The organism is Pseudomonas sp. SWRI22 (assembly GCF_014268395.2).
Classification (GTDB): Bacteria; Pseudomonadota; Gammaproteobacteria; order Pseudomonadales; family Pseudomonadaceae; genus Aquipseudomonas; species Aquipseudomonas paracarnis.
The window spans coordinates 22,329-37,940 of sequence record NZ_JABWQK020000001.1 but is presented as its reverse complement, the minus strand read 5'-3'; the positions used below and the strand labels follow the sequence as shown (position 1 = coordinate 37,940).

Annotated in this window: 11 protein-coding genes; 1 reads left to right on the top strand and 10 read right to left on the bottom strand. The window is 58.4% G+C overall.

Features of this window, described 5'->3' with window-relative positions; genetic code table 11:
• Positions 1–87 precede the first annotated feature (87 nt).
• From brnQ to sdhC, 10 genes are all read right to left on the bottom strand, one after another.
• Positions 88–1,401 (bottom strand): branched-chain amino acid transport system II carrier protein, encoded by a 1,314-nt coding sequence (gene brnQ / locus HU730_RS00155; RefSeq protein WP_003190014.1) that lies wholly within the window; start codon positions 1,399–1,401, stop codon positions 88–90.
• Between the two features lie 428 nt (positions 1,402–1,829).
• Complete coding sequence (sucD, locus tag HU730_RS00150) at positions 1,830–2,711, bottom strand: succinate--CoA ligase subunit alpha (RefSeq protein ID WP_003190013.1); 882 nt, start codon at positions 2,709–2,711, stop codon at positions 1,830–1,832.
• Positions 2,711–3,877, bottom strand: coding sequence for an ADP-forming succinate--CoA ligase subunit beta (gene sucC, locus HU730_RS00145; RefSeq protein ID WP_003190011.1), 1,167 nt, complete (start codon positions 3,875–3,877; stop codon positions 2,711–2,713). Before sucC ends, sucD begins: the two co-directional genes overlap by 1 nt.
• A gap of 204 nt (positions 3,878–4,081) precedes the next feature.
• Positions 4,082–5,518 carry a dihydrolipoyl dehydrogenase gene (gene lpdA / locus HU730_RS00140; protein ID WP_003190010.1) on the bottom strand — a complete coding sequence of 479 codons (1,437 nt, stop codon included), beginning with the start codon at positions 5,516–5,518 and terminating at the stop codon, positions 4,082–4,084.
• A 98-nt stretch (positions 5,519–5,616) separates the two neighbouring features.
• Positions 5,617–6,840, bottom strand: coding sequence for a 2-oxoglutarate dehydrogenase complex dihydrolipoyllysine-residue succinyltransferase (gene odhB, locus HU730_RS00135; protein WP_034127192.1), 1,224 nt, complete (start codon positions 6,838–6,840; stop codon positions 5,617–5,619).
• A gap of 44 nt (positions 6,841–6,884) precedes the next feature.
• Positions 6,885–9,716, bottom strand: coding sequence for a 2-oxoglutarate dehydrogenase E1 component (locus HU730_RS00130; protein WP_034127191.1), 2,832 nt, complete (start codon positions 9,714–9,716; stop codon positions 6,885–6,887).
• A 262-nt stretch (positions 9,717–9,978) separates the two neighbouring features.
• A complete protein-coding gene (locus tag HU730_RS00125) occupies positions 9,979–10,683 on the bottom strand; it encodes a succinate dehydrogenase iron-sulfur subunit (protein WP_003172807.1) in 705 nt (234 codons plus the stop codon).
• A gap of 11 nt (positions 10,684–10,694) precedes the next feature.
• Positions 10,695–12,467, bottom strand: a complete 1,773-nt coding sequence (gene sdhA, locus HU730_RS00120; protein WP_010211741.1) for a succinate dehydrogenase flavoprotein subunit — start codon at positions 12,465–12,467, stop codon at positions 10,695–10,697.
• A 3-nt stretch (positions 12,468–12,470) separates the two neighbouring features.
• Positions 12,471–12,839, bottom strand: coding sequence for a succinate dehydrogenase, hydrophobic membrane anchor protein (gene sdhD, locus HU730_RS00115; RefSeq protein ID WP_003172805.1), 369 nt, complete (start codon positions 12,837–12,839; stop codon positions 12,471–12,473).
• Positions 12,833–13,207 (bottom strand): succinate dehydrogenase, cytochrome b556 subunit, encoded by a 375-nt coding sequence (gene sdhC / locus HU730_RS00110; protein WP_014717729.1) that lies wholly within the window; start codon positions 13,205–13,207, stop codon positions 12,833–12,835. Before sdhC ends, sdhD begins: the two co-directional genes overlap by 7 nt.
• Positions 13,208–13,572: 365 nt before the next feature.
• Between sdhC and gltA the strand changes: the two genes are divergently transcribed.
• On the top strand, positions 13,573–14,862 hold the full coding sequence (gene gltA, locus HU730_RS00105) for a citrate synthase (RefSeq protein ID WP_014717728.1): 1,290 nt from the start codon (positions 13,573–13,575) through the stop codon (positions 14,860–14,862).
• The last annotated feature ends 750 nt before the right edge of the window (positions 14,863–15,612 follow it).

Below are 15,612 nucleotides of genomic sequence, written 5' to 3'. Positions count from 1 at the left end.
AGGCATCCTGGCTTGGCACTGCGTACAAAAAAAGCCCCGGATCATTTGATCCGGGGCTTTTTAATTGCAGCGTATAAGTCAGAGGTTTTAAGCGATCGCTTCGCTACGCTTGCCCAGCATACGGTCGATCACCACAGCCACCACCAACGTCATCACCGACGGCACCAGCCACGCCAAGCCTTGTTCGCTCAACGGCAGGTTTACCAGTTGCGTAGGCATCCAACCCGCCAGGCCCGCCCCCTTGAGTGCGTCGATGCAGCCAAAGATGAACGACACCAGCATCACCGGGCCGACGATACGGCCCTGTTCCTGCCAGAACCCTTTGCAGAAGCTCAAGGCCACCAACACGATGCACGGCGGGTAGATCGCGGTCAGCACCGGGATCGAGAAGGCAATGAGTTTGGTCAAGCCCAGGTTGGACACAAACAGCGAGAACAGTGCCAGGATCACCACCAGGGTCTTGTAGGACAGCGGCAGGATCTTACTGAAGTACTCGGCGCAGGCACAGGTCAGGCCCACGGCGGTCACCAGGCATGCCAGGGAAATCAGCACGGCGAGGAAACCACTACCCAGGGAGCCGAACGTGTATTGCACATAGGCGTGCAGTACCGCCGCGCCATTGCTGGCACCCGCGGCCACGGCATGGCTGCCCGAACCCAGACGGAACAGGCTGACGTACACCAGTGCCAGGCCCACGCCGGCAATCAGCCCGGCAATGATCGCGTAACGGGTGATCAGCTTGGGCGACTCGACGCCACGGGAGCGGATAGCGTTGACGATCACAATGCCGAACACCAGGGCGCCCAGGGTATCCATGGTCAGGTAACCATTGATAAAGCCTTGGGAGAACGGCGCGGCAACGTATTCCGGCGTGGCAACCCCCACCTCACCGGCGGGCAAGGCAAACGCAGCGATACCGAGGATAGCCAGGGCGATGATCTTCAGCGGCGCCAGGAAACGGCCCACGGTGTCCAGCAGTCGCCCTGGATACAGGGAGACAAAGAACACCACCAGGAAATACACCGAGCTGTAGAGGAACAACGCCAACGGGCTTTCACCGGTCAAGGGCGCCAGGCCCACTTCAAACGATACTGTTGCGGTGCGTGGGGTCGCAAACAGCGGGCCCACTGCCAGGTAGGCCGCTGCCGCCAGCAGGCCACCGGCAATCTTGCCAATCGGGCTGCTCAGCGCGTCCATGCCACCACCGACCTTGGCCAGGGCGATCACGGTGACCACCGGCAAACCGACTGCGGTGATCAGGAAGCCCAGCGCCGCCATCCACACATGCGGCCCGGACTGCAAACCCACGATAGGCGGGAAGATGATGTTGCCGGCGCCCACGAACAGGGCAAAGGTCATAAAGCCCAGCGCCAGGATATCCTGGCTTTTCAACACTTTCATTTGAGGAAATACCACACTACTGAATCGGAATTTAGAGAGGGCTTCCCTATGGATGAGGGAAATGCTGCCGGCCCTTGTGGGGACCGACCGGTCTAGCGCGCAGCTTCCTTTTGGGACGCGGACGCATAAAGAGGCGGCTAGAGTACAGAATCAGGCTGACAAACGCACTGTTGCGGGGCGAACTGTCCGATAAGCGACATTTGAATGTCGCGTTTTCATACTTAATTTGCCCATACAGTTTATTTGTAGGAGCGAGCTTGCTCGCGAAAAACTCACAGGCGCCGCGTTCATTCAGAGAGCACGCGTTATCGTTGACGTTTTTCGCGAGCAAGCTCGCTCCTACAGAAGGGCCATATCGCAGACACAGAATGCACAAAGGCCACCCGAAGGTGGCCTTTGTGTGGTGAAGCGTCAGCTAAGCGCGAGGCTTACTTGACAGCCCAACCGGTCAGCTCGGCCAGGGCCTTGCCGATGTCTGCCAGCGAACGCACGGTTTTAACGCCTGCGTCTTGCAGTGCAGCGAATTTCTCGTCTGCAGTGCCTTTGCCGCCAGAGATGATTGCGCCAGCATGGCCCATGCGCTTGCCCGCAGGGGCAGTCACACCAGCGATGTAGGAAACAACCGGCTTGGTCACGTGTGCCTTGATGTAGGCAGCCGCTTCTTCTTCAGCCGAACCGCCGATCTCACCGATCATCACGATCGCTTCGGTCTTCGGGTCTTCCTGGAACAGCTTCAGGATGTCGATGAAGTTGGAGCCTGGGATCGGGTCACCGCCGATGCCGACGCAAGTCGACTGACCGAAACCGGCGTCAGTGGTCTGCTTTACAGCTTCGTAGGTCAGGGTGCCGGAACGGGAAACGATACCGACTTTACCTGGCAAGTGAATGTGACCTGGCATGATGCCGATCTTGCATTCGCCTGGGGTGATCACGCCTGGGCAGTTAGGGCCGATCAGGACTACGCCCAGCTCGTCGCACTTAACTTTAGCGTCCAGCATGTCCAGGGTAGGGATGCCTTCGGTGATGCAGACGATCAGCTTGATGCCGCCGAACGCCGCTTCCAGGATCGAGTCCTTGCAGAAAGGAGCTGGAACGTAGATCACGCTGGCAGTGGCGCCAGTGGCTTCTACCGCTTCTTTCACGGTGTTGAACACGGGCAGGCCCAGGTGCTCGGTGCCGCCTTTGCCTGGTGTTACGCCGCCAACCATCTGGGTGCCGTATTCGATGGCTTGCTGGGTGTGGAAACTACCTTGCGAACCGGTAATACCCTGGCAGATAACTTTGGTGTCTTTATTGATCAGGACGCTCATTACTTGCCCTCCGCAGCTTTGACAACTTGTTGAGCAGCGTCGGTCAGGCTGGTAGCCGCGATGATGTTCAAACCGCTTTCTGCCAGTACTTTAGCGCCCAGTTCAGCGTTGTTACCTTCAAGGCGAACAACAACCGGGATTTTAACGCCGACTTCTTTCACTGCACCGATGATGCCTTCGGCAATCATGTCGCAACGAACGATGCCGCCGAAGATGTTGACCAGTACTGCGGCGACGTTGGAGTCGGACAGGATGATCTTGAACGCTTCGGTAACGCGTTCCTTGGTAGCGCCACCACCTACGTCGAGGAAGTTGGCTGGCTTGCCGCCATGCAGGTTGACGATGTCCATGGTACCCATGGCCAGGCCGGCACCGTTGACCATGCAGCCGATGTTACCTTCCAGGGCTACGTAGTTCAGTTCGAACTTGGCAGCGTGCGCTTCGCGCGGATCGTCTTGCGACGGATCGTGGAAAGTCTTCAGCTTAGGCTGACGGTACATGGCGTTGGCGTCGATGTTGATTTTGGCATCGAGGCAGTGCAGATCGCCGTCAGCCTTGATCACCAGCGGGTTCACTTCCAGCAGGGCCAGATCGTGATCCTGGAACAGTTTGGCCAGACCTACGAAGATCTTGGCGAACTGGGCAACTTGCTTGCCTTCCAGGCCCAGCTGGAAAGCCAGCTCGCGACCCTGGAATGGCTGAGCGCCAACCAGTGGATCGATAGTGGCCTTCAGAATTTTTTCTGGGGTTTCGTGAGCGATTTTCTCGATGTCCACGCCACCTTCGGTGGAAGCCATGAACACGATGCGACGGCTCGAACGGTCAACGACAGCGCCCAGGTACAGCTCTTTAGCGATATCAGTGCACGATTCAACCAGGATCTTGGTGACTGGTTGGCCATTGGCATCAGTCTGGTAAGTCACCAGACGCTTGCCCAGCCACTGCTGTGCGAAGGCCTTGGCGTCTTCTTTGCTGCGAACCAGCTTGACGCCGCCCGCTTTACCGCGACCACCGGCGTGGACCTGGGCTTTGACAACCCACTCGCTGCCGCCGATTTTGTCGCAAGCTTCTGCTGCTGCTTCCGGGGTGTCTACTGCGTAGCCCTTGGAAACTGGCAGGCCGTATTCAGCGAACAGCTGCTTACCCTGATACTCGTGAAGATTCATGCTTTTTACCGTCTTCGTTAGGTACTGCGCATTCGGCGCTGCGCTCATTATGAGTGCCGCGCCACCTGTGACTGCTGCTTGCGCAACTTGCGGGGCTTATGGCCCGTAAAGCTGCGCAAGGCTGCGTCCAGCGGATATTCCGCGGTGAGTCTTGCGCGCAAGGCTCACGACGGGCAACTCCGCCGTGGTTTCTTATTATCTCGCTTAGCGCTTCTTGCGGTTGGCGATGTGGATGGCGCCGCCATTCACTGCCAACGCTGCTTCGTGCAACGCTTCGGACAGGGTCGGATGGGAGAAGACCATCATGCCCAAGTCCTCGGCACTGGTGCCGAATTCCATGCCGATCGCGCCTTGCTGAACCAGTTCTGCAGCGCTTGGGCCAATTACGTGGACGCCCAAAACGCGGTCAGTCTTGGCATCAGCGATGACTTTGACAAAACCACCGGTGTCGTTGGCTGCCATGGCACGGCCAGAAGCGGCAAACGGGAAGGTGCCGACGTTAACTTCAACGCCTTCAGCTTTCAACTGCTGTTCGTTCTTGCCGACCCATGCAATTTCCGGGTGGGTGTAGATAACCGATGGGATCAGGTCGTAGTTCATCTGGGTCTTGTGACCCTTGATGCGCTCGACAACCATGATGCCCTCTTCGGAAGCCTTGTGGGCCAGCATCATGCCACGAACCACGTCGCCAATGGCATAGACGCCAGGCACGGTGGTAGCGCAATGATCGTCAACGTGGATGAAACCACGCTCGTCGATGTTCACGCCGCTGTCGGAAGCCAACAGGTCATTGGTCACTGGGCGGCGACCAACGGCAACGATCAGCTTGTCGAAGGTGATGGTCTGCTCGCCGTCTTTATCGGTGTAGGTCACCACGACTTCTTCGCCGTTGACCTTGGAACCGGTAACACGGGCGCCAAGCTTGATGTCCAGACCTTGTTTGGTCAGGGTTTTCAGCGCTTCCTTGGAGACTGCAGTGTCAGCCGCCAGCAGGAACGTGTCCAGGGCTTCCAGCACGGTGACTTCAGCGCCAAGGCGCGACCATACCGAGCCCAGCTCCAGACCGATGACGCCAGCGCCGATCACGCCCAGGCGCTTAGGCACAGCCTGGAATTCCAGGGCGCCGGTCGAATCAACGATCACGTTGTTATCAACAGGAGCAGGCGGAATGTCGATTGGACGCGAACCTGGCGCCAGGATCACGTTTTCGGCTTCGATGACTTCAACCGAACCGTCTGGCTTGGTGACTTCAACTTTCTTGCCGGCCAGCAGCTTGCCGTGGCCTTGAATCGAAGTAACGCCGTTGGCCTTGAACAAGGTCGCAACGCCGGAAGTCAGGCCTTTGACGATGTTGGCTTTACGGCCGACCATTGCTGGTACGTCCATGGTCACGCCAGCATGGTTGATGCCGTGGATCGCGAAGCCGTCTTGGGCTTCGTGGAATTTCCAGGAGCTGTCCAGCAGCGCCTTGGACGGAATGCAACCCACGTTCAGGCAAGTACCGCCCAGCGCCAGTTTGCCTTCCTTGTCGGTGTATTTTTCGATGCAAGCAGTGGAGAGGCCCAGTTGCGCAGCCTTGATGGCGGCAACATAGCCGCCAGGGCCTGCACCAATCACTACAACGTCAAATTTCTGTGTCATGAAATAGATCCTCTATTAGCTTCAAGCGTCAAGCCACAAGCTGCAAGCCAAACTGCGTTTACTTGCAGCTTGCAGCTCGCAACTTGAAGCTGCTCCAATCAAATATCCAGGAGCAGGCGAGCCGGGTCTTCCAGCAGGTTCTTGATGGTCACCAGGAACGTCACGGCTTCTTTACCGTCGATCAGGCGGTGATCGTAAGACAGTGCCAGGTACATCATTGGGCGGATCACGACCTGGCCGTTGATGGCCATCGGACGCTGGATGATGTTGTGCATGCCCAGGATCGCGGCTTGCGGTGGGTTGACGATCGGCGTCGACATCATCGAACCGAAGGTACCACCGTTGGTGATGGTGAAGGTACCGCCGGTCATCTCGTCGATGGTCAGCTTGCCGTCACGGGCTTTCTTGCCGAAGCCAGCGATGCCGCCTTCGATTTCGGCCAGGCTCATCAGCTCGGCGTTACGCAGGACTGGAACCACCAGGCCACGGTCGCTGGAGACGGCAACGCCGATATCTGCGTAGCCGTGGTAAACGATGTCGCCGCCGTCGATGGAAGCGTTGACTGCCGGGAAGCGCTTCAGCGCTTCGGTGGCCGCTTTCACGAAGAACGACATGAAGCCCAGGCGCACGCCGTTGTGGGACTTCTCGAACAGGTCCTTGTACTTCGAACGCAGGGCCATGACTTCGGTCATGTCGACTTCGTTGAAGGTGGTCAGCATCGCCATGTTCGACTGAGCTTCAACCAGGCGCTTGGCCACGGTGGCACGTACGCGAGTCATCGGTACGCGCTTCTCGGTGCGGTCGCCAGCGGCAAACACAGGCGCAGCGGCAGCAGGCGCTGCAGCCTTGGCAGGTGCGGCAGCCGGAGCGTTCTTCTTGGCTTCAACTGCGGCAACCACGTCTTCCTTGGTCACACGGCCATCTTTGCCGGTGCCCTTGATGGAAGCCAGGTTGATGCCGTTTTCTTCAGCCAGTTGACGCGCAGCCGGAGCAGCGATTGGATCTTCGCCACCGGCTGCCGGCGCAGCGGCAGGCGCCGAAGCAGCCGGTGCAGCAGCGGCAGGAGCAGGCGCTGCAGCAGCGCTGCCCTCTTCGATCGAGCCCAGTACCTGGTTCGACAGAACGGTAGCGCCCTCTTCAGCAACGATCGCGCCCAGCACGCCGTCAGCTTCGGCCAATACTTCCAGAACGACTTTGTCGGTCTCGATGTCGACGATCAGGTCGTCACGCTTGACGGCCTCGCCTGGTTTCTTGTGCCAAGTGGCAACGGTGCCATCGGCAACCGATTCCGGGAATGACGGGGCTTTGATTTCGATAGCCATTATCTGTAGGTCCTTAAAATTCGGTTTCAGTCAGCGCGAAGGCGTTAAACAGTGAAAGCATCTTGCAGCAGTTTTTCCTGCTGCTCGGCGTGCATCGACGCATAACCACAGGCAGGTGCAGCAGAAGCATCACGACCGGCGTACTCAAGGACCAAGGCCTTGTTGTGGTTGCCGATGCTGCGACGCAGATGATGCTGGCTGCTGTACCAGGCGCCCTGGTTCATCGGTTCTTCCTGACACCACACTACGTTCGTGAGGTTGGTGTAAGGCGCGATGATCTCCATGAGGTCATCTTCCGGGAACGGATAAAGCTGCTCGATACGCACGATGGCGATGTCTTCGCGGCCTTCGGCACGGCGTTTTTCCAGCAGATCGTAGTAGACCTTGCCGCTGCACAGGATCAGGCGAGTGACCTTGGCGGCGTCCAGCGTATCGATCTCTGGAATCACGGTCTGGAACGAACCTTGGGCCAGATCTTCCAGGGTCGAAACGGCCAGTTTGTGACGCAACAGCGACTTCGGCGTCAGCACCACCAGCGGCTTGCGCAGCGGACGGATCACCTGGCGGCGCAGCAAGTGGTAGATCTGGGCCGGGGTCGTCGGCACGCACACCTGAATGTTGTGCTCGGCGCACAGTTGCAGGTAACGCTCCAGACGGGCCGAGGAGTGCTCCGGGCCCTGACCTTCATAACCGTGTGGCAGCAGCATGGTCAGACCGCACAGACGGCCCCACTTGTGCTCGCCGCTGGTGATGAACTGGTCGATAACCACCTGGGCACCGTTGGCGAAGTCGCCGAACTGGGCTTCCCAGATCACCAGCGCGTTCGGCGTGGTGGTCGAGTAACCGTATTCGAACGCCAGTACGGCTTCTTCGGACAGGAACGAATCGTACAGGTCGAAACGTGGCTGGCCTTCGTACAGGTTCTGCAACGGGATGTAGGTGCCCGCGTCTTTCTGGTTGTGCAATACAGCATGACGGTGCGAGAACGTACCGCGGCCGATGTCCTGGCCGGTCATGCGGATCGGGTGACCTTCGAACGCCAGGGTCGCGTACGCCATGGTTTCGGCGTAACCCCAGTTGATCGGCAGGCCGCCAGCTTGCATCTTCTGACGGTCTTCGTAGATCTTCGCAACCTGGCGCTGTACGACAAAGCCTTCGGGAATTTCCAGCAGCTTGGCGGACAGTTCCTGCAACGTCTTCAAATCGAACGAGGTATCGTGACGTGCAGTCCAGGTGTGACCCAGGTATGGGCGCCAGTCAACGAACAGCTCTTTGTTCGGCTCCTTGACCAGGCTTTTCACTACATGCAGGCCGTTGTCCAGCGCGTTGCGGTATTCGTCGACTTTCGCCTGAACACGCGCATCGTCAACCACGCCGGCCTTGGTCAGGCTTTCGGCGTACAGCTCACGGGTGGTGCGCTGCTTGGTGATCTGCTGGTACATCAACGGCTGGGTGCCGCTTGGCTCGTCCGCTTCGTTGTGACCGCGACGGCGGTAGCAAACCAGGTCGATGACCACGTCACGCTTGAACTGCATGCGGTAGTCGACAGCCAGTTGGGTCACGAACAGCACGGCTTCCGGATCATCGCCATTCACATGGAGGATCGGCGCCTGGATCATCTTGGCAACGTCGGTGGCGTACTCGGTGGAGCGCGCATCCAACGGGTTGCTGATGGTAAAGCCCACCTGGTTGTTGATGACGATGTGAACGGTACCGCCGGTCTTGAAGCCGCGAGTCTGCGACATCTGGAACGTTTCCAGGACCACGCCTTGACCGGCGAATGCCGCGTCACCGTGGATGGAAATCGGCAGCACTTTCTCACCGGTGGCGTCGTTACGACGATCCTGGCGAGCACGCACCGAACCCTCGACCACTGGCGAAACGATTTCCAGGTGGGAGGGGTTGAATGCCATGGCCAGGTGAACTTCACCGCCGGTGGTCATCACGTTGGACGAGAAGCCCTGGTGGTATTTAACGTCACCGGAACCCAGCTCGACCTTCTTCTTGCCTTCGAACTCGTCGAACAGCTCACGCGGGTTCTTGCCGAAGGTGTTGACCAACACGTTCAGGCGACCACGGTGAGCCATGCCGATCACGATTTCCTTGGTACCATAGGAACCGGAACGCTGGATCAGCTCGTCGAGCATCGGAATCAGGCTTTCGCCGCCTTCCAGGCCGAAACGCTTGGTGCCTGGGTATTTGGTGCCCAGGTATTTCTCGAGGCCTTCGGCCGCGGTCACGCGCTCCAGCAGGTGGCCGCGCACATCGGCGGACAATACCGGACGGCCACGCACGCCTTCCAGGCGGTGCTGGAACCACTGGCGCTGCTCGGAATCGGTGATGTGCGTAAATTCAGCGCCGATGGTGCGGCAATATGTCTGCTGCAACGCTTCGTGAATTTCGCGTAGGCTCGCTTCCTCTTTGCCGATGAACAGGTCGCCGGCACGGAAGGTCGTATCAAGATCGGCATTGGTCAAGCCGTAATGATTGATCGACAGGTCTGCAGGTGCAGGACGCTGCCACAGCCCCAGCGGGTCAAGCTGGGCTGCCTGGTGGCCACGCATACGGTAGGCCTGGATCAGTCGCAGTACTTCAACTTGCTTCTTCTCATGCTCACTGCTCACGCTGCCGGCGGAAACCGGTTGGGCGCGGCGCTGGTTCTTTGCCAGCAGCACGAACTGATCGCGAATTGTTGCGTGCGATACATCGGTGGCAGCGTTGCCGTCTGAAGACAACGTCTGAAATTTGGTGCGCCATTCTTCTGGCACAGCGTTAGGGTCGTGCAGGTAGAGCTCATAAAGCTCTTCCACATAGGCAGCGTTACCACCTGAAAGATAGCCGCTGTTCCACATGCGCTGCATCACGCTTTCTTGCATGCTTGGTCACCCTCGATTTGGGGACACCACCGGCGAAAACACCGAGTTTGCTTGCAAAAGGCCAAGTGCAGCGACCAAAACAAGCCACTTAGGATCACGCTGATAGTTCGGGTACCAACCCGAATGCCCCTGCTTGTCTCATTTCTTCAAAATAAGAGCCGCGGCTTTGTAAGTCGCTGCTCAAGTTAAAACTACGGCGCCGGTTGAAGCCTGCGCCGCAGCATTTACGGGCACAACGGTCCTGCTTTTACTACAACGTCAGTTACACGCCGCTCTGTAGCAGCATGTTACGGATGTGACCAATGGCCTTAGTCGGGTTCAGGCCTTTAGGACATACGTTGACGCAGTTCATGATCCCGCGGCAGCGGAATACGCTGAACGGGTCATCCAGCGAAGCCAGACGCTCGGACGTCTTGGTGTCGCGACTGTCTGCCAGGAAGCGGTAGGCTTGCAGCAGCGCAGCTGGACCCAGGAACTTGTCCGGGTTCCACCAGAAGGACGGGCAGGATGTCGAGCAGCAAGCGCACAGGATGCACTCGTACAGGCCATCGAGCTTTTCACGTTCTTCCGGGGACTGCAGACGCTCGATGGCCGGAGCCGGCGTGTCGTTCTGCAGGAACGGCTTAACTTTCTCGTATTGCTTGTAGAAGATGCTCATATCGACGACCAGGTCACGGATAACCGGCAAACCTGGCAGCGGACGAACGATCAGCTTGTTGCCTTTGACCACGGCGGACAGCGGCGTGATGCACGCCAGGCCGTTTTTGCCGTTGATGTTCATGCCGTCGGAACCGCACACACCTTCACGGCAAGAGCGACGATAGGAGAAACCCTCGTCCTGCTCTTTGATCAGTGCCAGTACATCCAGCACCATCAGGTCTTTACCACCGGTATCGACCTGGAATTCCTGCATGAACGGCGCAGCGTCCTGATCAGGGTTGTAGCGATAAACACTGACTTTCAACATGGCAGCCACCCTTAGTAAGTCCGAATCTTCGGTTCAAACGTCGGTACCGTCTTCGGCGAGAAGTTCACGGCACGCTTGGTTACGCGCTTGTCACCCGGGAAGTACAGGGTGTGGCACAACCAGTTTTCGTCGTCGCGATCTTCGAAGTCTTCACGAGCGTGAGCACCACGGGATTCTTTACGAACCTCGGCGGCGATCGCCGTCGCTTCAGCCACTTCCAGCAGGTTTTGCAGTTCAAGGGCTTCGATACGAGCGGTGTTGAACGCCTGGCTCTTATCGTTGATCTTGACGTTGGCGATGCGCTTGCGCAGGTCGGCCAGCTGGGCAATACCCTTCTGCATGTATTCGCCGGTACGGAACACACCGAAGTAGTTCTGCATGCAGCTTTGCAGCTCGCGACGCAGGGTTGCTACGTCTTCGCCATCAGTGCGCTCGTTCAGAGCGTTCAGACGCGCCAGGGCAGCTTCGATGTTGGCGTCGGTGGCGTCATCGTATTCGATGCCGTCAGTCAGCGCTTTTTCCAGGTGCAGGCCGGCCGCGCGACCGAATACCACCAGGTCAAGCAGCGAGTTGCCGCCCAGGCGGTTGGCACCGTGAACCGATACGCAAGCCACTTCGCCTACCGCGAACAGACCATGGATGATCTCGTCCTCGCCTTCGGCGTTCTGGGTGATTGCCTGGCCGTGAATGTTGGTCGGCACGCCGCCCATCATATAGTGGCAAGTTGGAACCACCGGAACCGGAGCAACTACCGGGTCAACGTGGGCAAAGGTCTTGGACAGCTCGCAGATACCAGGCAGGCGGCTGTGCAGCACTTCTTCGCCCAGGTGATCGAGCTTGAGCAGTACGTGGTCGCCATTCGGGCCACAGCCGTTACCGGCGATGATCTCTTTAACCATCGAACGAGCCACAACGTCACGACCCGCCAAGTCTTTGGCGTTCGGAGCATAACGCTCCATGAAACGCTCGCCGTGCTTGTTGATCAGGTAACCACCTTCACCACGGCAACCTTCGGTCACCAGTACACCGGCGCCGGCGATGCCGGTCGGGTGGAACTGCCACATTTCGATGTCTTGTACCGGTACGCCAGCACGCAGAGCCATGCCGACGCCGTCACCGGTGTTGATCAGGGCATTGGTGGTCGACGCGTAGATACGACCTGCACCACCGGTCGCCAGCACAGTAGCCTTGGCGCGGATGTAGGTGGTTTCACCGGTTTCGATGCAGATGGCGATCACACCGACGAACTCGCCTTGTGCGTTCTTGACCAGGTCTACCGCGTAGTACTCGTTCAGGAACGTGGTACCGGCTTTCAGGTTGCCCTGATAAAGGGTGTGCAGCAGCGCGTGACCGGTACGGTCGGACGCAGCGCAGGTACGGGCAGCCTGCCCGCCTTTACCGTAGTCCTTGGACTGGCCGCCGAATGGACGCTGGTAGATACGGCCTTGCTCGGTACGGGAGAACGGCAGACCCATGTGGTCCAGCTCGAACACCGCGGCCGGGCCTTCCTGACACATGTATTCGATAGCGTCCTGGTCACCGATGTAGTCGGAACCCTTGACGGTATCGTACATGTGCCAGCGCCAGTCATCGTTCGGGTCGGCGGAGGCAATGGCGCAGGTGATGCCACCCTGGGCCGATACGGTGTGCGAGCGCGTCGGGAACACCTTGGTGATCACAGCAGTCTTGTGACCGCCCTGGGCCAGCTGCAGCGCAGCGCGCATGCCAGCACCGCCGCCACCAATAATGATGGCGTCGAATGAAATAGTTGGAATGTTAGCCATGAATCAGATACCCCAAAGAATCTGCACACCCCAGACGAAGTAAGCGAACATCGCAACGCCGCATACTGCCTGGAAGAGGAAACGTACTGCAGTCGCGGACTTGCCCAGCGCCATCGGCGTCAGGTAGTCAGTCGCGATGGTCCACATGCCGACCCAGGCGTGAGCGCCCAGGGCTACAAGGGCCAGCAGACTGAAGATTCGCATCGCATTGTGGGAAAACAGGCCGTGCCATTGCTCATAGCCTATGCCCGGGTTTGCGACGAGGTATCCGATCAGGAAAATGAAATAAGCCGCGAGAACGACCGCAGACACACGCTGTGCCATCCAGTCATAGAGGCCCGAACGCGACAGATTCGTTACGCTGGTTACCATATCCAAACTCCTGCCAGAACGATCAGCACCACGGAAATGGCGACGATGATTTTCGAGCCCAGGCGGCCGCCTTCCAGCGTCTCACCGATGCCCATGTCCATGATCAAGTGGCGCACACCGGCTACCAGGTGATACAGAAGAGAGGACAGGAGGCCCCATGCTACGAACTTGGCCAGCGGGCTGGTCAAGCATGCCTTCACCTCGGCGTATCCTTCCTCGGAACCCAGGGATTTGCTCAATGCATAAAGCATGATGCCCAAGCCCAGGAACAGGATGATGCCGGAAACACGGTGCAGGAACGACGTAACGCCGGTGATGGGGAGTTTGATGGTCCTTAGGTCTAGGTTTACAGGTCGTTGGCTATTCACGGCTTTTTTTCACACTGAAGAGCCCCTAACAATCAGGGCAAAGTTGTTGGGGAGTGCGACTGGTCAGGTAAGCACCACCCAGGGAGTGCGACCCCCAATGAAAGCAAGCCCAAAAGCCCTTGGCGGTCGGTGGCCGAGTATAGACAGTTAGGTTACTAATGACAACGCGCACACCTCACCCTAATAGCTGATTGCGCTGGCGGGATAAAAGGCGTAAATGGCAGTCAATTTCGACGAAAAAGTACGGTTAAAGCCTTCTGGCGCAAGACTTTAGGCAAATTGACATCTGGATTTATATCAATATAGTGGTGCGGGCCCTGCGTGGGGGGTCTGTCTGATGATTTGAAGCATAAATAGGAGGCCACATGGCTGACAAAAAAGCGCAGTTGATCATCGAGGGCGCAGCCCCCGTCGAGCTGCCCATTTTAACCGGCACCGTTGGTCCCGATGTTATCGACGTACGGGGCCTGACGGCCACGGGCCGTTTTACTTTCGACCCAGGCTTCATGTCGACCGCTTCCTGCGAGTCGAAGATCACCTATATCGATGGTGACAATGGCATTCTGCTTCATCGCGGCTACCCGATCGAGCAACTGGCTGAAAAGTCGGACTACCTGGAAACCTGCTACCTGCTGCTAAATGGCGAATTGCCAACAGCCGAGCAGAAAGCCCAGTTCGTCAGCACCGTGAAGAACCACACCATGGTTCACGAGCAGTTGAAGACCTTCTTCAACGGCTTCCGTCGCGACGCCCACCCGATGGCCGTCATGTGCGGTGTAGTAGGCGCCCTGTCGGCCTTCTATCACGACTCCCTGGACATCAATAACCCGCAGCATCGCGAAATTTCCGCGATCCGCCTGGTTGCCAAGATGCCTACCCTGGCCGCAATGGTTTACAAGTACTCCATGGGCCAACCCATGATGTACCCGCGCAACGACCTGACGTACGCGGAAAACTTCCTGCACATGATGTTCAACACCCCGTGCGAGATCAAACCGATCAGCCCGGTGCTCGCCAAGGCCATGGACCGGATCTTCATCCTCCACGCCGACCACGAGCAGAACGCTTCCACCTCTACCGTGCGCCTGGCGGGCTCTTCGGGTGCCAACCCGTTCGCCTGTATTGCCGCCGGTATCGCCGCACTGTGGGGCCCTGCCCACGGCGGTGCGAACGAAGCCGTATTGACCATGCTCGATGAAATCGGCGATGTGTCCAACATCGACACCTTCATCGCCAAGGCCAAGGACAAGAACGATCCGTTCAAGTTGATGGGCTTCGGTCACCGGGTCTACAAGAACCGCGACCCGCGCGCTACCGTCATGAAGCAGACCTGCGACGAAGTGTTGAAGGAACTGGGCATCAAGAACGATCCGCAACTCGAACTGGCCATGCGCCTGGAAGAGATCGCCCTGACCGACCCGTACTTCATCGAACGCTCGCTGTACCCGAACGTCGACTTCTACTCGGGGATCATCCTCAAGGCGATCGGCATTCCAACCAGCATGTTCACCGTGATCTTCGCCCTGGCGCGGACCGTGGGCTGGATCTCCCACTGGAAAGAAATGCTCTCCAGCCCGTACAAGATTGGCCGCCCGCGCCAGCTGTACACCGGCTACGAGTCGCGTGACATCACCAAGCTGGAAGATCGCAAGTAAGCACTTGACTGCTTGTTTGTACTGAGAACGGCCTCCCTTAGTGGAGGCCGTTTTTGTTTGTGTGGCCTGATCTACCGCCATCGCAGGCAAGCCAGCCACAGTTGACCGGGCTCACACAGCCTGGCTGGCCCGCGAATCTACACAACTTTGGTGCGACGCTGAGCCTGTGGCGAGGGAGCTTGCTCCCGTGACGGCCTTATAGCTGGCGCTTATCTACCTGACACACCACCATCCAAATGTGGGAGCGGGCTTGCCTGCGATAGCGGCCTGACAGCCGACACCTATTTACCTGACGCCCCACGACCCAACTGTGGGAGCGGGCTTGCTCGCGAAGGCGGCCTAACAGTCAACACAGTTGGACCGGGTACATATCCGTTATTTAGGTAACGGCCACCTAGGGTTCCGCCCTGACGGCGGCTTACTTTTGAAAAGCGCAAAAGTAAGCAAAACGCTCTTGCCCCACCACTCGGCACCTCGCCTAGGCTCGGTGTGCCCGTAATCCGCCAGTGATTTGGGGGGCCGCCGCCACGCGCCATCCATGGCGCGGGGCGGCTAAACCGGCATCCCTGCCGGTTTACCCCCCAAATCCCTGTCGAATTCCGGCCAGCGTGGTTTAACGGGGCGCCTAAGATCAAAAGCAGATCAAGATCAAGAGCGGCTCGCTTCGCATCGTGGTTACCGTTGGCTGCTACAACCTACAACGTTGTGTAGATGCCAATGCCGCGATGAGGCCAGCCCAGGCAAAAAAAA

Excerpts from the sequence above, each read along its gene's own strand:
- brnQ (WP_003190014.1), bottom strand. The coding sequence starts at position 1,401 with ATGAAAGTGTTGAAAAGCCAGGATATCCTGGCGCTGGGCTTTATGACC.
- sucD (WP_003190013.1), bottom strand. The coding sequence starts at position 2,711 with ATGAGCGTCCTGATCAATAAAGACACCAAAGTTATCTGCCAGGGTATT.
- sucC (WP_003190011.1), bottom strand. The coding sequence starts at position 3,877 with ATGAATCTTCACGAGTATCAGGGTAAGCAGCTGTTCGCTGAATACGGC.
- lpdA (WP_003190010.1), bottom strand. The coding sequence starts at position 5,518 with ATGACACAGAAATTTGACGTTGTAGTGATTGGTGCAGGCCCTGGCGGC.
- odhB (WP_034127192.1), bottom strand. The coding sequence starts at position 6,840 with ATGGCTATCGAAATCAAAGCCCCGTCATTCCCGGAATCGGTTGCCGAT.
- HU730_RS00130 (WP_034127191.1), bottom strand. The coding sequence starts at position 9,716 with ATGCAAGAAAGCGTGATGCAGCGCATGTGGAACAGCGGCTATCTTTCA.
- HU730_RS00125 (WP_003172807.1), bottom strand. The coding sequence starts at position 10,683 with ATGTTGAAAGTCAGTGTTTATCGCTACAACCCTGATCAGGACGCTGCG.
- sdhA (WP_010211741.1), bottom strand. The coding sequence starts at position 12,467 with ATGGCTAACATTCCAACTATTTCATTCGACGCCATCATTATTGGTGGC.
- sdhD (WP_003172805.1), bottom strand. The coding sequence starts at position 12,839 with ATGGTAACCAGCGTAACGAATCTGTCGCGTTCGGGCCTCTATGACTGG.
- gltA (WP_014717728.1), top strand. The coding sequence starts at position 13,573 with ATGGCTGACAAAAAAGCGCAGTTGATCATCGAGGGCGCAGCCCCCGTC.